The organism is Caballeronia sp. LZ029, assembly GCF_031451275.1.
GTDB lineage: Bacteria > Pseudomonadota > Gammaproteobacteria > Burkholderiales > Burkholderiaceae > Caballeronia > Caballeronia jiangsuensis.
This window is the reverse complement of record NZ_JARUXO010000003.1, coordinates 1,149,943-1,171,098: the sequence shown is the minus strand read 5'-3', so window position 1 is coordinate 1,171,098 and position 21,156 is coordinate 1,149,943. Positions and strand designations below refer to the sequence as shown.

The following is a 21,156-nucleotide window of genomic DNA, read 5'->3' as shown; positions in this document are numbered from 1 at the left end:
TCGGACCTTTTTGATGGCTGAGGTTTTAGACTGTGAGTTCATCGATTTCAATGCAACCGGAGTTCCTTCACGCATGACGAGAACCAACGAGTATGGGCAGCCCATCGGCGAAGCGGTGGCGGAGTGGACGGCGCGCGAGCGGCCCGCGCGCATCGGCATCGACGGCAGGCATTGCCGCATCGAGCCGCTCGACGTGGAGCGCCACGCGGCGGATCTTTTCGACGCCTATGGACAGGCCCCGGATGGCAGCGACTGGACGTATCTCTTCGTGGGACCGTTCACGGACTTCGACGCATTCCGCGACTATCTGACCAAAGCCGCGGCGTCGGCCGATCCGCTCCACTACACCGTCGTCGATTCCGCGAGCGGCAAGGCGGTCGGCACGCTGGCGCTGATGCGCATCGAGCCGGTTCATGGCGTCATCGAAATGGGCAGCGTCACGTTTTCGCCGTTGCTCAAGCAGACGCGCATATCGACGGAAGCGCAATATCTGTTGATGCGCCACGTCTTCGACGATCTGGGTTATCGGCGCTACGAATGGAAGTGCGACAGCCTGAACGCGCCTTCGCGCAAGACCGCGCTGCGGCTCGGCTTCGAATTCGAGGGGATTTTCAGGCAGGCGATCGTCTACAAGGGACGCAATCGCGACACGGCCTGGTACGCGATCATCGACAAGGATTGGCCGCGCATTCGACGCGCATTCGAGCGCTGGCTCGCCGACGACAACTTCGACGCGAACGGCAAGCAACGTGCGTCGCTCGCGCAATTGCGGGGCGAAGGCGGCGAGTGAATCGAACGCGCCTTCGCCAGCGGGCTTACTTCTGGATGCCGAGCAGTTCGACTTCGAACGTCAGGTCGCTGTTCGGCGGGATCGCGCCCACGCCGCGATCGCCGTAAGCGGTTGCGGCGGGGCATGTCAGCTTCGCCTTGCCGCCGACCTTGATCTTCTGCACGCCTTGCGTCCAGCACGGGATCACCCGGTTGAGCGGGAAGGTCGCGGGGCCGCCGTGCTTGCTCGAACTGTCGAACTCGGTGCCGTTGGCGAGCGTGCCGCGATAGTTGACGCTCACCACGTCGTCGGCTTTCGGTTGCGGGCCCGTGCCCTGTGTGAGGTGTTCGACGACGACACCCGACGGCAATTTGTCGACGGCGTTGGCGGCGAATGCGCTCGATGCGATGGCCGATGCTGCAAGCAAAGCGATGACTGATTTCATGCGATAACCTCGTTGGACGGAACGCCGATTATATCGGGAGCGTTTGCGCGTCAATCCGGCCGCGCCTCTGGACACTCCGCCTGATACCAGCGATCGACCTGACGCTGCGCCGCGTGGAGATCGTCGGGATAGTACGGATCGTAAAACTTCGACGGGTCGTAGCCCGCCCGCTCCAGCGCCGCCAGTTCGCTCATGTTGCGCTCGCGCGTGGGCGGCGCGTGGTTTCTGAGCGCGGTGAGGTCGCGGCATTGCGCTGCGCTCAGGTTCGTCGTGCTTTGCTGCATGCCGCTCGCGGCGCATCCGGCCAGCGTGATCGCCAGCGCCGGGACCATAAAGCGGATTGTCAGTGGTTTTCTCATGTCGCGTCCTCCTTATACCCGTGGCTGAACATTACTGCATGCACGGGGCGTCCATCCGAAGTATCCCTAGTCAGGCCGAATTCCGCTCGGCCCGCCTCGTCTGAACCCGGCGACGACTGCGCTTGCGCCATTGTTTGCATTTCGCAAATGACGCGTTCGCCCTTTCGGCCGTTCTTTTCAACCGGCGTCTGGGTCACTCTCTGTTCCGTCGGCGAGGCCGCACTGCGACGAACCCGCCGGCGATTCTGACTCAGGAGACAGAGATGAACTCGAAACGGTGGGATACGTCCTACGAATGGAAAGCCGTGACGCTGCTTGCGCTCGGATTCGGCCTCGTCGGCCTCGACCGGTGGCTGATCGCGCCGCTCTTCCCGGCGATCATGAAGGACCTGCATCTCACCGCGCAGGACGTCGGTAACTGCATCGGCATACTGGGTCTCTCGTGGGGCGTGTTCGCCGCGCTGATGGGCGGCATCTCCGACAAGATCGGGCGGCGCAAGGTGCTGATTCCCGCGATCATCGCTTTCTCGCTGCTATCCGGTTTCTCCGGCGTCGCGGGCGGTCTCGCCAGCCTGCTAGCCGTGCGCGCGCTGATGGGCGTCGCCGAAGGCTCGTTCTGTCCGACGAGCTTCGCCGCGACCGCGGACGCTTCTCATCCGAAGCGGCGCGGTTTCAATCTCGGGCTTCAGCAAAGTGGATTCGCGCTCTTCGGGCTCGCGCTTTCGCCGATCATCGCGACGCAATTGCTCGGCGTGGTCTCGTGGCGCTGGGTCTTCGCGCTCGTCTCGATTCCCGGCCTGATTCTCGGGCTGCTGATGTTCTTCGTGATTCGCGAGCCGCGATCCGCCGAGTCGCCGGCCGTGGAACAGAAGACGCCGGCCGCGCAGGGCAACTGGCGCGACGTGCTGAAGCGTCGCAACATTCCTGTCGCCATGGTCGCGCTGTTCTGTGCGATGACGGGCGTCTTCGTGCTGGGCGCGATGCTGCCGCTTTATCTCACCGACTACCTCGCGCTGGACACCCAGCGCATGGGTATCGTCGTGTCGGCAATCGGCTTCGGCGGCTTCGTCGGGCAGTTCGGTCTGCCGGGGCTGTCCGATCTCGTCGGGCGGCGGCTCGCGAGCATCGCCGGTTTCACGGGGACGGCGGTCATGCTGTACGTGTTTCGCGGTCTCGGCGCGCAGCCGCTGATCCTGTTCATCGTGCTGTTCGTCGCGTCCTTCTTCACGCTGGGTCTCGTCGCGCTGCTCTCCGGGCCGGTCGCGACGGAGGCGGCGCCCGTCGGCATGGTGTCGACTGCCATCGGGATCGTCGTTGGCGCGGGCGAGATTTTCGGCGGCGGCGTGGCGCCGGCGCTCGCGGGATTCGTCGCGACACGCTTCGGTATCCAGAATATTCTCTGGCTGCCGATCTGCGCGGTGCTGCTCGGCATCGGCGTGAGCCTGCTGCTCGAAGAAACCGCGCCCGCCAAAGTGCGCCGGAATTCGGGGACGGTCGAGTTCACCGGCGTCGAGCAGCCCGAGTAAAACGGCTGTTTCGGAGCCTCGCGCGCTTTGGATACACTGACATGCTGGACACGACCGAAAGGGACCGGCATGGATCGTTTTCTCAGCATCGAGGCCTTCGTGCGGGTTGCCGAGACCAGCAGCTTCGCGGAGGCGGCGCGCCAGCTCGGGGTGGCCAGTTCGGTGGTCACGACGCGCATCCAGCAACTGGAGAAGTTTCTCAACGTGCCGTTGTTTCACCGCAGCACGCGGCACGTGCGGCTTTCCGATGTCGGCGAGGCGTTCTATCGGGATTGCGCGGAGGTCGTGGGGCGCGTCAACGAACTGACCGACCAGATGCGCGAGTTGCGCGCGACCCCGACCGGGCGCCTGCGAATCCAGATGCTGCCGGGTTTCGCGCTCGGTCACTTCGGCGCATCGCTGGCCGAATTCAATCGACGTTATCCCGGCATCCAGCTCGACGTGATCGTCAATGATCGTGTCGTCGATCCGATCGAGGAGGGCTTCGACGTCGCGTTCCAGATTTTCCCGGCGATCTCCGAATCGCTGATCGAGCGGCGTCTCTTCACCGTCCGGCGATTGTTCTGCGCCGCGCCTTCGTATCTCCAGGAGCACGGCGCGCCGCGCCATCCGCGTGAACTGCTGGATCACAGGACGGCGCTCTATTCGGGTTATCCGTCGCGCAATCGCTGGACGATGACACGCGGCGACGAGGTCGTGGAAATCGAATTGCCCGGCATCATCCGCTCCAATTCCGTCCATTTGCTTCATGACTACGCGCTGACGGGCGGCGGAGTCGTATGCCTGCCGACGCTGGTGGCGAGCGCGTCGCTGCTCGATGGCTCGCTCGTGCCGATTCTGGCGGACTATGCGCTCTCGCCGATGAACTTCGCCGCCGTCTATCCGGCGACGCAACGTCAGGGGCTCAAGGTGAAAGCGCTGGTCGAGTTTCTCGCCGAGCGGCTGGGCCCGGAGCCTGTGTGGGACGTGCCGCTCATCGAGCGCGGATGGGTGAAATAGCAACGCAACTAATCGTCTTTCGCTCGACCGACCTGTAGACCCGGCGGCTATCGCCGCTGCGGGCCGAACATCCGCGACATCGCCCGCGCGAGTTCCTTGACGACGGTATCCGCGGTCGGACGATGCAGCAACGCGATATCCATCGTCTCGATGGCCGGCAGCCCGTTCTTCGCCGTCAGCACGACGTGATCCGGCGAAACGGCGCGCGCCGGAAGCAGGCTGATCCCCAGACCATCGGCGACGGCCGCCTGAATGCCGCTCAGACTCGAACTGATGAAGCTCAGCCGCCAGCGCCGTCCGATGCTTTCGATCGCGTTGGTCATGTCATCGCGATAAAGCCCGCGCGGCGGAAACGCGACGAGCGGAATCGGGTTCAGGCCGAACGAGGGATTCTTCGCGCTGTCGATCCATCGCAGTTGCTCCGGCCAGCTCGCGACGGCCTCGCGGCTATTGCGGCGCTGCTTCACGAGAACCAGATCGAGGTCGCCGCGATCGTAGCTGGCGCTGATGTCGCGGCTCAGCCCGCTCGTCACTTCGAGCTTCACCTGCGGATGCTTGCGATTGAACGCGGCCAGCATGTGCGTGGTCGGCCCGCCGACGAAGTCTTCCGGCACGCCGAGGCGCACGGTCAGGCCCACGTTCGCGCCCGATAGCGCCTCGATCATTTCATCGTTGAGCGCGAGCATCCGGCGTGCGTACGCGAGCAGGGTTTCTCCGGCGTCGGTCGGACGGACGTCGCGGCTGCCGCGTTCGAGCAGCTTGTGTCCCGCCATCTCCTCCAGTCGACGGACCTTCTGGCTCACGGTCGATTGCGTCGAATGAAGCCGTGCCGACGCCGCGGTGAAGGTGCCGCAATCCGCCACCATGACGATGGCTTTCAGCAGATCCAGATCGAAGAGCGGGGTGCGTGCTTGGGGAACGTGTTTCATCGACCCAGTTGATCGTTGAATTCGGACTCTGACTTCTATCACGCGTGACCGGCACTGGCAATCGCGCAGCCGTCGCGTGTCTACGGGTATTCGCTTTTCAACTGACACCCATTAGAACATTTAATTTTTGAATACAAGGCGAGATGGATAACATCAGCCGACGTTGATGCGAATGGCTAGCCATCACCCTTCGACGTCAGACAAAAAGGCTCGAACGCAGTCGAAAAACCGCGTGACGAGACACATGCCCGGAGACAAGGATGAAGAAAGCGCAAGTGAACACCTGGAGGACATCGCTCGTGGCGGCCGGTACCGGCATGGTGCTGGCAGGCACGGCGGGCGCGCAATCGAGCGTCGTGCTGTACGGCATCGTCGATGGCGGCATCACGTACACCAATAACCAGCAAGGCCATTCCGCATGGCAGGCGACGGGCGGTAACGAGTCGGGACCGCGCTGGGGTCTGCTCGGATCGGAAGATCTGGGAGGCGGCCTGAAAGCGAATTTCAAGCTGGAGAACGGCTTCAACGTCATGAACGGCACGGCGATGCAGGCGGGCCGGATGTTCGGCCGGCAGGCATGGGTCGGCATGAGCAGCGAGAAGCTCGGCGCGCTCACGCTGGGCCGCCAGTACAACACGGTCCAGGATATTCTCGGTTCGATCCAGATCAGCAATACGCTCGCGCAGTATTCGACCCATCCGTTCGACAACGACGACATCAACAACACGTTTCGCACGAACAACGCCGTCAAGTATGTCTCGCCGATCATTGCGGGATTGCAGGCGAACGCGATGTACGGTTTTTCGAATTCCACCGGCTTCGCGGCCAACAATAGCTGGAGCGCCGGCCTCAGTTACACGAGTGGACCACTCAATCTCGGCGCGGCCTACGCGCGCATGAATCAGCCCGCGAGCAGTGCCGTGGGCGCGGTCGCGTCCGACAACTACTACGCGCCGAGCGCCGCGGTCTTCGGAACACGTCTCGTCGACGCGACCCGCCAGCAGATCTGGGGCGCGGGCGGCACCTATACATTCGGTCCCGCGACGCTCGGGCTGCTCTACACGGGCACGGACTTCAACATGGCCTCGGGCGGCGCGCTGCGTTTCGGAAACTACGAAGGCAGCGTACGCTATTCGTTGTCGCCGGCGCTGATCGCGGCTGTCGGCTATACCTACACGCAGACGTCGCAAGGCGATACGAGCGGGCACTATCATCAGGTCTCGGGTGGTCTCCAGTATCTGTTGTCCAAGCGCACGGACGTCTATGTGAACGGCTTTTATCAGAAGGCGACGGCTGGCATCGGTCATGCGTGGATCGACGGCATCGCCGCGCCGTCGTCGACGACTTCACAACTGGCGTTCGTCGCCGGTCTGCGTCAGAAGTTCTGACAGGTCATGCGAGGAACATCATGAAACTCCGCATTCTTCTTGCCGCGCTGCCGTTCATCGGCCTCTACTCGGGCGGCTCGCTCGCCGCGCATACGCCGCTTCTCTTCGGCGTGCCATTTCTGCTGGTGTGGAATCTCTTCTGGATGGCGGCGACGGCCGCGATCCTTGCGCTCATCTATTGCCTCGACAGCCGCGACGAAGCGGCGGATTCGAGCGCACGCGCGGGAGGATCGCAATGAACGCGTCGCTGATCATCATCGTGCTGTTCGCGATCTTCGCGCTGGCCGTGGGCCTGTACGCGCGTCGCGGTAAAAAGCAGCTCAGCCTAGAGCAATGGGCGGTCGGCGGACGCGGCTTCGGTTCGCTGCTGACCTTCCTGCTGATGGCGGGCGAAGCCTTCTCGACGTTCTCGTTCCTCGGCGCGAGCGGCTGGACCTATAGCAAGGGCGTGCCGGCGTTCTATATCCTGTCGTACGGGTGCCTCGCATATGTGCTCGGCTACTGGATGCTGCCCGCCATCTGGCGCTATGCGAAGGACCGCAACCTCGTATCGTTCGCCGATTACTTCGCATCGAAGTACGATAGCCGCGCGATCGGCGTGCTGGTTTCGATCGTGGCCGTGCTCGCGATGGTGTCGCTCCTGATCATCCAGTTGCGCGGGCTCGGCATCATCGTCTCCGAGATGTCGTATGGGCTGATCTCGCAGAACACCGCGATCTGGATCAGCGCGGTGCTGATGGTCGCGTACATGACGGTCTCGGGCATTCACGGCTCGGCGAGCATCGCGATCTTCAAGGATGTGCTGATTCTCGGCCTCGCGATCTTTCTCGGCACCTATCTGCCGCTGCATTACTTCGGCGGCTTCGGCGAAATGTTCGCGCGCATCGACGCCGTGCATCCGGAACTGCTGCGCATGCCCGAGCATGGCTTCAATCTGAGCTGGTACAACTCGACGCTGCTGCTCACGTCGCTCGGCTACTACCTGTATCCGCACGGCTTCACGGCGGTCTATGTGGCGCGCGATGCATCGGCGCTGCGCAAGAACGTCGTGCTGATGCCGATCTATCAGGTGCTCATCGCGTTCCTGTTCCTCGTCGGCTTCGCTGCCGTGCTCACCGTGCACGGGCTCGAAGGCGCGCAAACCGATCTCGCGCTGCTGCGGCTCGTCAAGCAGACTTTCCCGGCGTGGTTCGTGGGCATCGTCGGCGGGGCGGGGCTGCTCACCGCGCTGGTGCCGGGCTCGCTCATCATGCTCAATGCATCGACGACGATCGCGCGTAACATCTATCGCGAAGGCTTCGCACCGCAGGCGACCGACAGGGAAGTGGCACGCGTCGCCCGTATCGCGCTGCCGCTGTTCACGCTGGTCGTCGTCTTTTTCGTGTTGCGCGGCGGTGCGACGTTCGTCGCGCTCGCGATCTTCTCGTCGAGCCTGCTCACGCAACTGGTGCCGATGCTCGCGTCGAGTTTTCTCAAGCGGCCGTTCGGCACGCGCGAAGCGGCGTTAGGCGGCATCGCGGCAGGCGGCGTCGTGCTCGGGCTGTCGAGCTGGGGCGGCATGACGCTTGCGACCGCGTTTCCCGGCGCGCCGCTCGCGTTCACGTCGATCAACATGGGGCTCGTCGCGCTGTTCGCGAACGCCGTGGTTTTCGTTGCAATCAGCGCCGCACAACGTTTGCTGCGGGCGCGTATCGATACTGCCGTCGGATCGGCATGACAAACATGACTCGCTCTCTTTACCTTTCCAATATCCGGCTGGCCGATGACCAGACCGTCTCCGTCTCGGTCGTCGATGGCCGTATCGAAGCGCTCGGCGCGAATGTCGCGGCGCCGCCCGGCGCGCATGTCGAAGATGGTGGCGGCGCGCTGCTGCTGCCGGGCTTCGTCGAAGGCCATACGCACATCGACAAGAGCAACTGGGGCCGTCCGTGGTATCGCAATGAAGTCGGCCCGCTGCTCACCGATCGCATCAACAACGAACGCGAGTGGCGCAAGACATCGGGACACGATGCGGCCGCGCAATCGCTCGCGCTGTCGCGCGCATTCGTGCAGGCGGGCACCACGCGTCTGCGCACGCATGTCGATATCGATACCGATGCACGCCTGCGCTACCTCGAAGGCGTGCTCGCGACGCGGCAGACGATGCGCGACACGCTGGAGATGCAGATCGTCGCGTTTCCGCAGTCGGGCATGTTGATTCGTCCCGGCACGGTCGAATTGCTCGGCAGCGCGCTTGCTGAAGGCGCCGATGTTCTCGGCGCGCTCGATCCCGCGTTGATCGACGGCGATCCCGTTGCGTCGCTCGATGCGACCTTCGCGCTCGCGGAACGCCACGGCAAGCCGATCGATATCCATCTGCACGAGCCCGGCGAAGTCGGCGCATTCACGCTCAAGCTGCTGCTCGACCGCGTCGAGACGATGGGCATGCAGGGCAGGGTGGTCGTCAGTCACGGGTTCTGTCTGGGCGCGTTGCCGGAGCGCGAGCGCGATGCGCTGCTGGATCGAATCGCCCGGTTGCGCGTGGCGCTGCTGACGAGCGCGCCGCCTTCGCGCACGGTTCCGCCGCTCAAGCTTTGCCGCGAGAAGGGGATCACGATGTTCGGCGGCAACGACGGCATTCGCGACACGTGGTCGCCGTACGGCGTTCCCGACATGCTCGAACGCGCGATGCTGATCGGCATGCGCTACGACCTGCGTCGCGACGACGATCTCATGATCGCGTTCGATTGCGTCAGCGAGGCCGCCGCGCGCGGTTGCGGTTTCACCGACTACGGCCTGCACGCGGGCGCGCGCGCGGACCTCGTGCTGGTCGATGCGCAGACCGTCGCGCATGCGGTGGCGTCACGGCCGGTGCGCAAGCTCGTCGTGGCGAGCGGCCGCATCGTCGCGCGTGACGGAGCGCTCGCGTGATGAGCGAACATGAACACGTCGACATACTGATCGAGCATGGCCGCGTCATCACGATGGATCCGTCGCGCCGTGTCATCGATGATGGCGCCGTGGCGGTGAAGGGCGATCGCATCGTCGCTGTCGGAGAGACGAGCGAACTGGCGCGGCGATACCGTGCAGCGCGCGTGATCGATGCGCGCCGCAAGGCCGTATTGCCCGGCCTGATCGATGCGCACGCTCATGCAGGGCACGCGATGCTCAGAACGATCGGCGGCGCGGACGGCGATGCATGGACGGCGGCATGCGAGGCGATCTACACGCGCGCTTCGGACGAAGCCTTCTGGGAAACGGAGTCGCATCTCGCGGCGCTCGAACGTCTGAAGGCGGGCGTGACGACAGGCGTCTCGCTACTGGGAGGCGGCGATTCGATCATGCGTGTCGATGATCCCGTGTACGCGCGGCGTCATTGCGATGCGGTGGTCAGAACGGGCACACGATCGATCGTCGCGGTCGGTCCTTCGCGTCCGCCCGCACCTCGTCCTTATACACGGCACCGCGCGGGCGGAAGCAGCGAAACATACGACGTCGGTTTCGAACGCATGTTCGACGTATGCAAGGACATCGTCGATGCATGTCATGGCGATGCCGATGGCCGCATTCAGATCGCGTTGATGTTGCCCGTGTTCGCGCCGGAGCATTACCCCGAGGTCGCGCAATACGAAGGCGACTATCGGCGTGAAGCGCAGCGCTATATGTCGATGGCGCGCGAACGGAACCTGAGTTTCACGCAGGATGGTCATCGCGCGGGCACGCTTGATTTCGCGCATCGCGAGCTGGGGTTGCTGAACGCGAAGTCGTTCATGTCGCACGCTATCGATCTGACGGAAGCGGACATCACGGCGTGCGTGGAGACGGGCGCTTCGATCGTGCATAACCCGAGCGCGATCATGTCGATTATCGGACGCTGCCCGGTGCCCGAACTGATCGATGCGGGCGTGACGGTGGCGATCGGCTCCGATGGGGCTGCGCCCGACAGAGGCTATGACATGTTCCGTCATATGTGGCAGTGCATGCATTACCATCGGCGGCACTTTCGCGATCCGGATGTGCTTCCGCACGGCAAGGTGCTCGAGATGGTCACCATCGACGCGGCCCGCGCCTTGTCACTCGACCACGAACTGGGTTCGCTCGAAACGGGCAAGCAGGCCGACATCATTCTCGTCGACTTGTTCAAGCCGCATCTGATGCCGATGAACATGCCGGTCTATCGCGTCACGTGCTTCGCGAATGCGGGCGATGTGTGCATGACGATGGTCGGCGGAAAGGTCCTGATGGAGGATTACCGGGTGCTGTCGGTTGATGAAGGGGAGATACTCGAACGCGTCTCGCAGGTTGCGGATAGCACGTTCGAGCGCGCGGGCTTGCGTCATCTGCTCGACGCGCCGCGAACGTTGTGGGGGCACAGCCACTACTGAAGCCGGTCCGATGAGGCACGCCTGAGCAGCAGGGCGTGCCGCATCGCGCGACAATCAACGCGGCGCGTTGAGCGTCAGCTTCATGTGCCGGTTGACGTCCTTGTACAGCAGATAGCGGAAGCGGCTCGGCCCGCCCGCATAACACGCTTGCGGGCAGAACGCGCGCAGCCACATGAAGTCGCCGGCTTCCACTTCGACCCAGTCCTGATTCAGCCGATACACCGCCTTGCCTTCCAGCACGTAGAGACCGTGTTCCATCACGTGCGTTTCCGCGAACGGGATGACGCCACCGGGCTGGAACGTGACGATGTTCACGTGCATGTCGTGGCGCATGTCGCTGGAATCGACGAAGCGCGTCGTCACCCAGCGTCCTTCGGTGCCGGGCATGGCGATCGGCTCGATGTCCTGCTCGTTCGTCACGAAGGCTTCGGGAAGCGGCACGCCATCCACGGCTTCATAGTGCTTGCGGACCCAGTGGAAGCGGGCGGTATCCTTATGACGATTGCGCAACTGCCAGTTCGTGCCGGGCGGAATGAACGCATAGCCGCCGGTCTTCAACACGTGCAACTTGCCTTGCAGCGTCACTTCGATTTCGCCCTCGACGACGAACAGCACGCCTTCCGCGTTCGGGTCCTGTTCAGGCTTTTCGCTGCCGCCGCCGGACGCCACTTCCATGATGTATTGCGAGAACGTCTCGGCAAACCCGGTCAGAGGCCGCGCCAGCACCCAGAGACGCGTCTTGTCCCAGAACGGCAGATGACTGGTGACGATATCGCGCATCACGCCCTTGGGGATGACGGCATACGCTTCGGTGAACATCGCGCGATCGGTCAGCAGCTCTGTCTGCGGTGGATGACCGCCGTGAGGCGCGTAATAGGTATTCGTTGACATACGTAAGTCTCCGTTGATGTTCACGCCGCCGTGCTGATCGCGACGCCGTGGTGGTGTCCGGCTTGACCGGACTCGAATTGCAGGCGGGACACATCGCCCCAGAACTTTCCGCTGCGCACGATCGTGCGTTCCGCCGGCACAGCCGCGACGGCTGCGGCCGCGTTGGCCGCCTTCACTATGACGAAGGTCGCGTCGTGACCGGCCTTCAAACCGTAAGCGTCGTGCCCGAGCACCGCGGCGCCGGCATCGGTCGACATGTGCAGCGCGACGCGCAGTTCATCATCAGTATAGAAACCTGAGCGATAACCGATCAGCATCGCGCGTTGCAGCATGTCGCCATTGCCGTACGGCCACCAGGCATCCTGGATGTTGTCGTTGCCGGTGAAGACGCGCACGCCTGCCGCGCGCAATCGCAGGATGGGCGGGAACGCGCGATCGCCGGGGGCGTTGGTCATGATCGATACGCCGGCATCCGCCAGCGCCGACGCGACGCGGTCGACCACGTCGGGCGCGACATCGCCCAAAGCGTAGGCGTGGCTGACCGTCACGCGGCCATGCAGTCCCGACGCCTTCGTGCGCGCGGCGATCCGGTGCAATTGGTCGATCCCTTGCTGATCGGCTTCGTGCAGATGGATATCGATCTTCACGCCACGCTTTTCGGCGATGCCGAAGACGATATCGAGCTGGCCGTCGGCGTCGCCGTCGAGCGTCGTCGGGTCGATGCCGCCGACGACCTGAGCGCCTTCACGCGCCGCCGCATCGAGAACGTCCGCGGTGCCCGGACAGGACACGACGCCCGCCTGGGGAAACGCGACGAGCTCGATATCGACGAGGCCGCGCCATTTTTCGCGCGCTTCCATAACGGCGTGGAGATTCGTGAGACCCGTGGTCGCGTCGACATCGACATGACTGCGCATTGCAATGGTGCCGAACGATGCGGCCTGACGAATCAGCGCATCCGCGCGCTCGGCGATGGGACGTGCGCGCGCGAGTTCCTGCTTTTCGATGGCGAGACGCTCGCGCAGGCTCGCGGCGGAGCGATGAGGGCGCCAGCCATCGCCGACGAAGCTCTTGTCGAGATGGATGTGGCCGTCGACGAAGCCGGGCAGGACGAGATGGCCTTTGAGATCGATGACTTCTTCGTCGCGCGTTTCGATGCGTTGCGAGCCGATGCTGGCGATGCGGCCGTCTTTTACCGCGAGGTTCAATGGATTGCCATCGGCGTCGATGGCATTGACGAATACGCGGTCGAACATGCTTGTGCCTCAATGATTCGGGACCTTTTCAACGCGTCCTGAACCGGTTGCGACGTTGGGTTGTGGGGTCCTCGGTGGGGTGGACCTGTACAAAATATCGGAGACGGTTGGTATCGACAAATTAAATGTTTGAATGCGGGGTATTTGATTTGCGAATGGATTTTGCGATGAGCTTGCGAGTTGTTCGGGATGCTGAGGCGAACGTACGTTCTGACGCCATTAGTGTCATAACCATGACCTGTATGGCGCCATGTCCTCCAGCAGGTTATGAGGAAAAGCAATGTTAGGAAAGCTACTCCGACCGTCACGCTAAGCAGATAGATTCCCAACACACGTTCTGCTGTGGGGAAGCGAGCCTCTTTCATACTTGTTCTCATTTATTCGCCCAGCGTCACACAGTAGAATGCGGCTTTAAGTGCCTCGGTACCATCATGCTCGTGCTCAAGCTGACACTGGTTCCCCTGTTTGTGCTTGTCGTTTCGATGTCGGGTAAGTGGTGGGGACCATCGATCGCTGGTTGGCTGGCTGGATTGCCCGTCGTCGCCGGGCCGATTCTGTACCTATTGACGCTATCGCACGGAGGCGTGTTCGGAGCACGCGCAGCAACCCTATCGCTGGCTGCAATCCTTGCGTCGGAAGGGTTCAACTTCGCTTATGCGTGGACTTGTCGGTCGCGCTCCTGGCCAGTCGCTCTAGTCGCCGGTCTCGTCGTCTGGTTCCTATGCGCGTGTGGTCTCTCGTTCCTCCCGACTTCGCCTCTGTGGGCGTCGATCGTTGCTGTCGCGGCAGTGTCCATTGGCAAGGCGTTCTTGCCAATAACTTCAAGCGTTGCGGCCGGAGCGCCGCTTTCTCGGTTCGACCTGCTAGGCAGAATGATCGCCGGCGCTATCCTGACTTTGTGTGTTACATCGTTATCAGCTTGGGCTGGCCCAACGTGGAGTGGATTGCTTGCAGTCTTCCCGCTGCTCGGGATCATCCTTTCAGTGTCGTCCCAACGCGCGCACGGTCCTGCTTTTGTGATCTCGTTGTTGCGAGGCATGGTGCTAGGGCGTGTTTCGTTCGCAGCATTTTGTCTACTGTTGAGTTTCACGCTTCCATACCAACGACCCACCTTGGCATTCTTCGAAGCGGCATTGCTTGCAATGGTCGTTCAGTGGTGCACGAAGCGCGTAGCAACGCGTCGACGCCCGCGAGTCGTCGTTGCCGCTGAATAAATCATCGCATCTGTTGTGCAGTGACGGATTCAATCGATCGGTGCAACACCTCTGTTCCAATTAGGATCAGAGTAAAAAATGCGAATGAAACGACTGAGAAAGTCGGGGTTGAATAGCAAGGACAGGAAACAGATTTGACAGCGATGGAGCGAAAGTAAGTCGCTAAGCGAGATCGCGCGCGAACTGTACTCGCGTGCTGGCGCTGCGGGAGCGTGAAGCTTCGGCCGTAACAAAGCGGTTTCACGTTTGCCTAGGTCTACCGCTGCCTGCACATCAACCTGGCAGCGCTCTCCACATTCACACGCCGCGTGCACTTGCACTTGACGTGGCCAGCCGTTTGCCTAGACTGCGTTACTTTTCACTCCGGGGCCATCATGGCTGCCGTCGTTATTAAAGGGCGTGGTTCATGCACGATACAACAATGCAGTTACGATACCTGTCCGCCTGTGCAATAGCACGCGAAGCGGGCGATCTGGTGCGCAAACGCTTTCTTGAGCGCGATGGCGCACTGAAGCTCACCCTCAAGGGTCCGCAGGACTATCTGACCGAAACCGACGGCGACGTCGAGCGGCTGATCGCGCAACGGTTGGCTGCGGCGTTTCCGGGCGACGACTTCTTTGGCGAGGAGGGCGGCGGTGCCTACGGCCCGAACGTCTGGGTCGTCGATCCGATTGACGGTACGTCGGAGTTCGCACGTGGCGTCCCACATTTCTGCGTGTCGATCGCGTTCCTGCGCGATGGCAAGGTCGAGATCGGCGTGCTCTACGACCCGATGCGCGACGAGCTGTTCGCAGCCCGGCGCGGAGCTGGCGCGACGTTGAACGGGCAACCGTTGCGGGTCAGTTCGATCGATGATATCGAGCACGCAAGTGTCGAACTCGGCTGGTCTTCCCGCGTGCCATACGCACGTTACGCCACCGTGCATGCGCGGCTTCACGCTCTCGGGGCGGGAGTGAAGCGGCGAGGCTCGGGTGCGCTCGGGCTTGCCTACGTCGCGATGGGCCGCCAAGACGCCTTTTGCGAGCTGCACATCAACGCCTGGGATGCAGCCGCGGCCATCCTCCTCGTGGAGGAAGCGGGCGGCTGGGTCAGCGATTTCCTGACTGCAGGGTGTCTGGAGCACGGCAATTACGTCATCGCCTGTACCCCGGCGCTGCGTGACGTGCTGGAGCAGGCAATGGCCACGTGAGTGCTGGCGCTATCTCTTGCTTATCCTGACACGCAATTGTCACGTCTTGTCGCTGATAATGTTCTTACGATTTCCTTGTCCTCGATTGCACACGAGTGCAATGGATCGGGAAGGTACTCGACGGAGTCGGGCGGGCAGGGTCAATTCCTGGTCGATGCAGAAAGTGCCCTGCCATTCGATGCCCGGTTATTGGGATGGCGCGGGTATCGAGCCGGATCGAGAAGCAGTGATACAGGGGCTGTTGTCAGGGGGTGCAAACCCCACTCATTCAGTTGTCTTGCGATAGCCCGTCAGTCCAGAGCCATGATTTATCTGAGGATGCAAATGAAGGTGTTTACCTGTTGGCGTGCGGTTTCGGTGGCAGTAGATCTATCCGTTGCAGCGTTGGCTGCCGAAGCAGCGGACCTTGTGATCGCGGGGCGCGACGACATTTACGGCCAGGGGCTCGCGCAGGCGGTCGCGGGCTACAGGAAGCTGCATCCGGATACCGATATCGAGCTGCTGAAGCTACCTGGCAACAATCTGTACCAGAAGCTGAAGCTCTCCATGCGTGAGGGCACGGGCGCCTACGACCTCGTGATGATGGACGACACCTGGTCGCCCGAGTTCATCGCCAACGGCTGGCTGAAGCCGTTGTCCGCTGCGCTTGTTGACACGGACATGGTTGAATCGACGGTGTCGCTCGGCCGAGCCCCCTCGGGTGGGTTGTATGCATTGCCGATCGTCGGAAATGTCGAGATGTTCGCGTATCGCAAGGACCTGCTCGCGGGCAAGGGCCTGCAACCACCGAAAAGCTGGGACGACGTACTGAAGATTGCGCACACGATTGGTGGCGCAGACCAGGGTGTCTCGGGTGTCGTGTTCCGAGGTACGAAGGGCAACCCGGTCGTAACCGGCTATCTGCCGATCCTCTGGGCCTACGGCGGCGATGTGGTTGATGTCAGCGGCAAGGTGACGATCGACTCGCCGCAGGCGCTCGCCGCACTGAAGATGCTGATCGCGCTGAAGGCGGCGGCGCCCAAGGATGTCGACGTATACGGAGCCGCCGAAGTGCGCGATGCCCTGCAGAAGGGCGTCGCTGCCCAGTCCATCGAAGTATGGCCCGCGTGGATTGCCGCGCTGGACGATCCGTCGAAATCGCGCGTGGTCGGCCAGATCGCGCTGCAATCACCGCCGGGGCAGGTGAAAGGTCCGGCGCCCATGCTCGGCATCTGGCAAATGGGCATTCCGACGGATGCCCCGCATGCGAAGCTCGCCGCGGATTTTCTGGCGTACCTGACTTCGCCGGCTACGCAGACGCAGCTTGCAACGCTCGGCATTCCGCCGACGCGCAGGAGCGTCTTCGCCGACCCGGCACTCGTCAGGCAGTACCGCTGGTATCCGGATCAGCTCAAGGCGCTTGAAGCGGGCCGCGCGCGGCCGCGCGTGAAGGACTGGCAGCAGATCGAGGCGATCCTTGGCGATTCGCTTCAGCTCGCGCTGACGGGGCAGCTCGCACCGGATGTGGCACTGCGGCAGGCCGCGCAGAAGATCTCGCACGTTCTACCCGTGGTGGCCGGATGATGCGCGTGCAACCGGGCGCTTCCGGCTCGCTCACGTGCATGCTGCGTCGGCACCTGCCGCTGATCATTCTGATGAGCCCTGCTGTGCTGGTGCTCAGCGTGCTCGCGCTCTATCCGGTAGCGCGGGTCGTGATCGACTCGTTCTACGAAGTCGATTACGCCTCCGGCCACCGGACCCTCGTCGGCCTCGCAAACTATCGTGCGGTTGCCGCGGATGCGGAGTTCGGTGCGAGCTTCCTGAACACGCTGCAGTTCACGATCGTCGCGTCGATCGCGGAAGTGCTGCTCGGGCTTGGCCTCGCGCTGCTGTTCGCACGTGCGTTTCCGGGCCGCAAGATCGCGTTGCCGCTCGCCATCCTGCCGATGATGCTCTCGACGCTCGTGTGCTCGGCCATCTGGCGCAACTGGCTCAACTACAGCGGTTTCCTCAACACGTTGCTGGCGGTACTGGGTCTGCCGGCCGTGCCCTGGCTGTCCGATCGGCAGCTTGCGCTCTGGTCGCTGATTCTCGTCGACGTGTGGCAGTGGACGCCCATGGCGTTTCTTGTGATTCTCGCTGGTCTGCAGTCGATTCCGCGCGAGCTCACGGAAGCGGCCCGCACCGACGGGGCGCGTGAGTGGCAATGCCTGCGGTACATCACGCTGCCGCTCATTGCGCCGCACATCATGCTGGCGCTCCTGCTGCGTTCGATCGATACCTTCAAGCTGTTCGACAAGGTTTACGCATTGACGGGCGGCGGCCCGGGCAACGCAACCCAGACGCTCTCGACCTACATCTACGACACGGGTTTCCGCTTTTTCAACGTCGGCCCGGCCAGTGCGGCCGCCGTGTTGATGCTGGCTACGTGCGCCATTCTTGTCTCAGGATACATATGGAAATCAGCCGTGAAACGGGCCGCGTGATACGGGCCCCGCGCGGTCTGCCTTTTGCACCGATCGCGCGAGGCTCGATCACCCTCGGGATGCTCCGGCTTGGCGCACTCGCGGTCCTGCTGTTGCCTTGCGTGTGGATGATTGGTACGGCGTTCATGCCCACCGTCGAGCGCCTCGATCATCCACTCGCGCTGTTGCCGTCCGCTCCGACGCTGGCCCACGTCGTGACAGTCTGGCAGAGCGGTATCGACCGGCAGTTGCTCAACTCCGTGCTTGTCGGGCTTGGAGCCACGCTGCTCTCGCTCCTGCTCGCCTTTCCGGCCGCGTACGCGCTCGTACGGCTGCGTTTTCCGGCGCGTCTGGACATGCTGTTCCTTGTCCTCGTGCTCGCGCTCAAGCTGATGCCGCCGATCACGGTTGCCGTGCCGCTCTTCTCGCTGGCGAAGTGGCTGCATCTGCTCGATTCGGTGTTCGGGCTGATGCTCGCTTATCAGATCTACACCCTGCCGATGGCGATCTGGATGCTGCTGCCGTTTGTGCGAGACGTACCCTTGGAATGTGAGGAGGCGGCAGATCTTGACGGAGCCAGTCTCGCGCAGCGCATCGCGTACATTGTGCTGCCGCTTTGCGCGCCGGGATTGATCGCCACCGCGATTTTCGTGTTTATCACCGCGTGGAACGGATTCCTGCTTGCGTTGCTCTTCGTCTCGTCACCGAGCCGCTTCACGCTGCCCCTGGCCATCGCGGGCTACGTGACGGAGAACGGTATTGACTGGGGCGAACTGATGAGCGCCGGGCTGATCGCTTCGCTACCGACGCTGATGCTTGCCGGCTACGTACAGCGCTATCTTCTGCGCGGCTTCACGGGCGGGTTGAAATGAGCAAAGGGTAGGGACGGTACCGTCCGCACGGTGGCGGCGCTGGCTTAAGAAACCGTGAATTGCTTTGAAGCTGTAGAAATTGGTCCAATAATTAGGATTACGAAATGAAAAACAACATCAAGACCGTCGTTGCATTTGCGGGGCTGGCGATAACGCCGATGTGTCTGGCACAAACGAGTGTCACGCTCTTTGGCGTGGTGGACAATGGCATTGCATACCAGAGCAGCAGCACGTCGAAAGGGCTGACTACGGGCGGGCACTCCGCTGTGACGATGACGAGCGGTGCGTGGGCCGGTAGCCGCTTCGGCCTGAAAGGCACGGAGAATCTTGGCGGTGGTACGACGGCGATCTTCCAGCTCGAGTCGGGATTCAACAGTCAAAACGGCCAGGCGCAGTTCGCAGGCGGTATCTTCACGCGCCAGGCGTTCGTTGGTCTTTCGAATGCGGACTACGGCTCGCTCACCTTCGGCCGCCAGTACACGTCGTATTACCTGCTGCTCTCACCCTATAGCCCGACGAAATACCTCACCGGCTTCTTTGGCGCCCACCCGGGCGACATCGATTCGCTCGACACGACGTTCCGTGCGAACAATTCGGCGGTTTATACGTCGCCCTCGATCGCAGGGTTCACGTTCGGTGCGTCGTATGCGCTGGGCGGGGTCGCCGGCGCATTCAACAGCGGTTCGACATGGAGCGCGGCGGCCCAGTACCTGAACGGTCCGTTCGGCCTGGCTGCAGGCGTTCAGCGCGTGAACAACGCCACGCCGGGAGGTGGCGTCTGGGGCGCCAGTTCCACCGCGAATTCGGGCGGTCAGCCGGGTGTCTCGGCGCTCAACAATGGCTATGCCACCTCGCAGGCACAGCAGCGTGTCGCGGTGACGGGCGGCTACCGGTTCTCCCCGGAGTGGGACGTCTCGATGTCGTACTCGAACGTTCAGTATCTTCCGGGTGTGGGCTCGTCGTTCCAGCAGAAGGCGATCTTCAATACGGCGGGTCTCGTGCTGCACTGGAAGCCGCTGACGACGCTTGATCTTGCCGGTGGATACAGCTACACGCGGGCAAGCCAGGCGAACGGCATTCGCCACGCGGCCCAGTACCATCAGATTTCCCTTACGCAGTTCTACAGTCTCTCTAAACGCACGGGACTCTATTCGGGACAGGCGTACACGCGTGCGAACGGTCAGACACTCGGTTCCAACGGCGTGCAGATCATTAACGCGACTGCGACCGTGGGAGACGGCTTTAATGGCTCGCCGTCGTCCTCGGGCAGTCAGGTCGTGGTGGGCGCAGGCATCCTGCACCGCTTCTGATGATCTTGTCCGGCGGAGCCTGCGCGCTCGCCGCGCAACCCGCGCGGCGGGCGGGCGGTTCGTCGGCCGGCGTTCAAGTTGAAGTCCGGAGGTAAACCAGATGTCCACACTTGCATTTCGTTCGGTTGGCAAGACCAGACAGCCGGCGCATCAGGTGCTGCACGATATTGATCTCGACGTGGCCGACGGTGAATTCGTCGTTCTGGTCGGGCCATCGGGCTGCGGGAAGTCGACGCTGCTCAGGATGACGGCCGGACTCGAGTCCGTGACGACGGGACAGATCCTGATCGGTTCGCGTGTCGTCAACGACGTGCCTTCGCAAAGGCGTGACGTCGCCATGGTGTTTCAGAACTACGCGCTCTATCCGCACATGAGTGTGGCCGAGAACATCGCGTTCGGCATGAAGATGCGCGGCACGCGCGAGGACCAGATCTACACGCGTGTCTACGAGACTGCGCGCATGCTGTCGCTGGACGCGCTGCTCGCGCGCAAGCCGGGCGAGCTCTCGGGCGGCCAGCGCCAGCGTGTCGCGATGGGGCGGGCGATTGTGCGCGAGCCGCAGCTTTTCCTGTTCGACGAGCCCCTCTCGAACCTCGACGCACGCCTTCGCTCGCAGATGCGCGTGGAGATGCGCGGCCTGCATGCACGCCTCGGCACGACGACGCTGTACGTCACGCACGACCAGGTCGAGGCGATGACGCTTGCGCAGCGCATCGTCGTACTGAATCAGGGGCGAATCGAGCAGATCGGCACGCCGGCGCAGATCTACGACAGACCGCAGACTGTCTTCGTGGCGGGCTTCATGGGCGCGCCGGCGATGAACCTGCTCAAGGGGCAACTCGCTGCGGACGGCCGCATCTTCATGGTCGAGGGTGCGCCCGGCGAAGGGGTAAGCGTAGCCGATACTTCCGTGCGCCACTTGCTCGTGCCGGGACGCTCCTACGTGCTTGGCATCCGTCCCGAACATATCCTGCCAGCCGGCGTTGGAGGCGCGTGCATGACACGGCTATCGGTGGGACTGTGCGAGATGCTCGGCGCGGACAACCTGGTTTTTGGCACGTGGGGTACGCAGCAACTGATCGTGCGTGTGCCATATCAGCAGCGCATCGAGCCGGGCGACGCGATCGATGTCGTGCTGCCGCCCGAGCGGTTGCACTTCTTCGATGCCGGGACGGGCTGCCGGGTGGGCTGATGTCCACCC

At 62.9% G+C, this 21,156-nt stretch carries 19 protein-coding genes and 1 pseudogene; 15 read left to right on the top strand and 5 right to left on the bottom strand.

What is annotated here, in order from left to right; genetic code table 11:
* Positions 1-73: 73 nt before the first annotated feature.
* Positions 74-772 (top strand): annotated as a pseudogene (locus tag QCE73_RS24770) (GNAT family N-acetyltransferase); the annotation flags it as partial.
* A gap of 43 nt (positions 773-815) precedes the next feature.
* On the opposite strand, the gene QCE73_RS24765 reads toward QCE73_RS24770, so the two are convergent.
* Positions 816-1,214, bottom strand: coding sequence for an FKBP-type peptidyl-prolyl cis-trans isomerase (locus QCE73_RS24765; RefSeq protein WP_035503782.1), 399 nt, complete (start codon positions 1,212-1,214; stop codon positions 816-818).
* Between the two features lie 50 nt (positions 1,215-1,264).
* The gene (locus tag QCE73_RS24760) at positions 1,265-1,573 is read right to left on the bottom strand and encodes a DUF4148 domain-containing protein (protein ID WP_035503781.1); all 309 of its coding nucleotides are present in this window, start codon (positions 1,571-1,573) and stop codon (positions 1,265-1,267) included.
* Positions 1,574-1,836: 263 nt separating this feature from the next.
* On the opposite strand from QCE73_RS24760, the gene QCE73_RS24755 reads away from it, so the two are divergent.
* Together QCE73_RS24755 and QCE73_RS24750 are read left to right on the top strand one after the other, a co-directional pair.
* Entirely contained in the window at positions 1,837-3,099 is a 1,263-nt protein-coding gene (locus QCE73_RS24755; RefSeq protein WP_309883978.1) for an MFS transporter, read from the top strand.
* Positions 3,100-3,168: 69 nt separating this feature from the next.
* Entirely contained in the window at positions 3,169-4,098 is a 930-nt protein-coding gene (locus QCE73_RS24750) for a LysR family transcriptional regulator (protein ID WP_187606705.1), read from the top strand.
* 47 nt (positions 4,099-4,145) lie between these two features.
* Here the strand turns inward: QCE73_RS24750 and QCE73_RS24745 are convergent, their stop codons facing one another.
* Positions 4,146-5,027, bottom strand: coding sequence for a LysR family transcriptional regulator (locus QCE73_RS24745; protein WP_035503777.1), 882 nt, complete (start codon positions 5,025-5,027; stop codon positions 4,146-4,148).
* Between the two features lie 260 nt (positions 5,028-5,287).
* Between QCE73_RS24745 and QCE73_RS24740 the strand changes: the two genes are divergently transcribed.
* Genes QCE73_RS24740 through QCE73_RS24720 form a run of 5 tightly spaced genes read left to right on the top strand, consistent with a single transcriptional unit; the run spans position 5,288 to position 10,779 of the window.
* Positions 5,288-6,415 carry a porin gene (locus QCE73_RS24740; RefSeq protein ID WP_404989800.1) on the top strand — a complete coding sequence of 376 codons (1,128 nt, stop codon included), beginning with the start codon at positions 5,288-5,290 and terminating at the stop codon, positions 6,413-6,415.
* Positions 6,416-6,435: 20 nt separating this feature from the next.
* On the top strand, positions 6,436-6,654 hold the full coding sequence (locus QCE73_RS24735; protein WP_035503775.1) for a DUF3311 domain-containing protein: 219 nt from the start codon (positions 6,436-6,438) through the stop codon (positions 6,652-6,654).
* Positions 6,651-8,132, top strand: a complete 1,482-nt coding sequence (locus tag QCE73_RS24730; RefSeq protein WP_309883977.1) for a sodium:solute symporter — start codon at positions 6,651-6,653, stop codon at positions 8,130-8,132. Before QCE73_RS24735 ends, QCE73_RS24730 begins: the two co-directional genes overlap by 4 nt.
* 5 nt (positions 8,133-8,137) lie before the next feature.
* Entirely contained in the window at positions 8,138-9,325 is a 1,188-nt protein-coding gene (locus QCE73_RS24725) for an amidohydrolase family protein (RefSeq protein WP_309883976.1), read from the top strand.
* A complete protein-coding gene (locus QCE73_RS24720; RefSeq protein WP_309883975.1) occupies positions 9,325-10,779 on the top strand; it encodes an amidohydrolase family protein in 1,455 nt (484 codons plus the stop codon). Before QCE73_RS24725 ends, QCE73_RS24720 begins: the two co-directional genes overlap by 1 nt.
* A gap of 54 nt (positions 10,780-10,833) precedes the next feature.
* On the opposite strand, the gene QCE73_RS24715 is transcribed toward QCE73_RS24720, so the two are convergent.
* A complete protein-coding gene (locus QCE73_RS24715) occupies positions 10,834-11,670 on the bottom strand; it encodes a bifunctional allantoicase/(S)-ureidoglycine aminohydrolase (RefSeq protein ID WP_035503772.1) in 837 nt (278 codons plus the stop codon).
* 20 nt (positions 11,671-11,690) lie between these two features.
* Positions 11,691-12,926 (bottom strand): amidohydrolase family protein, encoded by a 1,236-nt coding sequence (locus QCE73_RS24710; RefSeq protein ID WP_309883974.1) that lies wholly within the window; start codon positions 12,924-12,926, stop codon positions 11,691-11,693.
* Between the two features lie 431 nt (positions 12,927-13,357).
* Here QCE73_RS24710 and QCE73_RS24705 point away from each other — a divergent pair, with 431 nt between their 5' ends.
* The 7 genes from QCE73_RS24705 to ugpC all read left to right on the top strand — a co-directional run bounded on the left by QCE73_RS24705 (position 13,358) and on the right by ugpC (position 21,147).
* Positions 13,358-14,140, top strand: coding sequence for a hypothetical protein (locus QCE73_RS24705; RefSeq protein ID WP_075583876.1), 783 nt, complete (start codon positions 13,358-13,360; stop codon positions 14,138-14,140).
* Between the two features lie 406 nt (positions 14,141-14,546).
* On the top strand, positions 14,547-15,329 hold the full coding sequence (locus QCE73_RS24700; protein WP_309883973.1) for an inositol monophosphatase family protein: 783 nt from the start codon (positions 14,547-14,549) through the stop codon (positions 15,327-15,329).
* 324 nt (positions 15,330-15,653) lie between these two features.
* Complete coding sequence (locus QCE73_RS24695; protein ID WP_309883972.1) at positions 15,654-16,892, top strand: ABC transporter substrate-binding protein; 1,239 nt, start codon at positions 15,654-15,656, stop codon at positions 16,890-16,892.
* Positions 16,892-17,794 (top strand): sugar ABC transporter permease, encoded by a 903-nt coding sequence (locus tag QCE73_RS24690; protein WP_309884198.1) that lies wholly within the window; start codon positions 16,892-16,894, stop codon positions 17,792-17,794. The genes QCE73_RS24695 and QCE73_RS24690 overlap by 1 nt, the downstream gene beginning before the upstream one ends.
* A 59-nt stretch (positions 17,795-17,853) precedes the next feature.
* A complete protein-coding gene (locus tag QCE73_RS24685; RefSeq protein ID WP_309884197.1) occupies positions 17,854-18,645 on the top strand; it encodes a carbohydrate ABC transporter permease in 792 nt (263 codons plus the stop codon).
* A gap of 104 nt (positions 18,646-18,749) precedes the next feature.
* Entirely contained in the window at positions 18,750-19,955 is a 1,206-nt protein-coding gene (locus tag QCE73_RS24680) for a porin (RefSeq protein ID WP_309883971.1), read from the top strand.
* Between the two features lie 100 nt (positions 19,956-20,055).
* The gene (gene ugpC, locus QCE73_RS24675; protein WP_309883970.1) at positions 20,056-21,147 is read left to right on the top strand and encodes a sn-glycerol-3-phosphate ABC transporter ATP-binding protein UgpC; all 1,092 of its coding nucleotides are present in this window, start codon (positions 20,056-20,058) and stop codon (positions 21,145-21,147) included.
* Positions 21,148-21,156 lie beyond the last annotated feature (9 nt).

Excerpts from the sequence above, each read along its gene's own strand:
- ugpC (WP_309883970.1), top strand. The coding sequence starts at position 20,056 with ATGTCCACACTTGCATTTCGTTCGGTTGGCAAGACCAGACAGCCGGCG.
- QCE73_RS24750 (WP_187606705.1), top strand. The coding sequence starts at position 3,169 with ATGGATCGTTTTCTCAGCATCGAGGCCTTCGTGCGGGTTGCCGAGACC.
- QCE73_RS24730 (WP_309883977.1), top strand. The coding sequence starts at position 6,651 with ATGAACGCGTCGCTGATCATCATCGTGCTGTTCGCGATCTTCGCGCTG.
- QCE73_RS24695 (WP_309883972.1), top strand. The coding sequence starts at position 15,654 with ATGAAGGTGTTTACCTGTTGGCGTGCGGTTTCGGTGGCAGTAGATCTA.
- QCE73_RS24700 (WP_309883973.1), top strand. The coding sequence starts at position 14,547 with ATGCACGATACAACAATGCAGTTACGATACCTGTCCGCCTGTGCAATA.
- QCE73_RS24710 (WP_309883974.1), bottom strand. The coding sequence starts at position 12,926 with ATGTTCGACCGCGTATTCGTCAATGCCATCGACGCCGATGGCAATCCA.
- QCE73_RS24680 (WP_309883971.1), top strand. The coding sequence starts at position 18,750 with ATGAAAAACAACATCAAGACCGTCGTTGCATTTGCGGGGCTGGCGATA.
- QCE73_RS24760 (WP_035503781.1), bottom strand. The coding sequence starts at position 1,573 with ATGAGAAAACCACTGACAATCCGCTTTATGGTCCCGGCGCTGGCGATC.
- QCE73_RS24755 (WP_309883978.1), top strand. The coding sequence starts at position 1,837 with ATGAACTCGAAACGGTGGGATACGTCCTACGAATGGAAAGCCGTGACG.
- QCE73_RS24690 (WP_309884198.1), top strand. The coding sequence starts at position 16,892 with ATGCGCGTGCAACCGGGCGCTTCCGGCTCGCTCACGTGCATGCTGCGT.
- QCE73_RS24745 (WP_035503777.1), bottom strand. The coding sequence starts at position 5,027 with ATGAAACACGTTCCCCAAGCACGCACCCCGCTCTTCGATCTGGATCTG.
- QCE73_RS24720 (WP_309883975.1), top strand. The coding sequence starts at position 9,325 with ATGAGCGAACATGAACACGTCGACATACTGATCGAGCATGGCCGCGTC.
- QCE73_RS24715 (WP_035503772.1), bottom strand. The coding sequence starts at position 11,670 with ATGTCAACGAATACCTATTACGCGCCTCACGGCGGTCATCCACCGCAG.
- QCE73_RS24740 (WP_404989800.1), top strand. The coding sequence starts at position 5,288 with ATGAAGAAAGCGCAAGTGAACACCTGGAGGACATCGCTCGTGGCGGCC.
- QCE73_RS24685 (WP_309884197.1), top strand. The coding sequence starts at position 17,854 with ATGCTCCGGCTTGGCGCACTCGCGGTCCTGCTGTTGCCTTGCGTGTGG.
- QCE73_RS24725 (WP_309883976.1), top strand. The coding sequence starts at position 8,138 with ATGACTCGCTCTCTTTACCTTTCCAATATCCGGCTGGCCGATGACCAG.
- QCE73_RS24765 (WP_035503782.1), bottom strand. The coding sequence starts at position 1,214 with ATGAAATCAGTCATCGCTTTGCTTGCAGCATCGGCCATCGCATCGAGC.
- QCE73_RS24705 (WP_075583876.1), top strand. The coding sequence starts at position 13,358 with ATGCTCGTGCTCAAGCTGACACTGGTTCCCCTGTTTGTGCTTGTCGTT.
- QCE73_RS24735 (WP_035503775.1), top strand. The coding sequence starts at position 6,436 with ATGAAACTCCGCATTCTTCTTGCCGCGCTGCCGTTCATCGGCCTCTAC.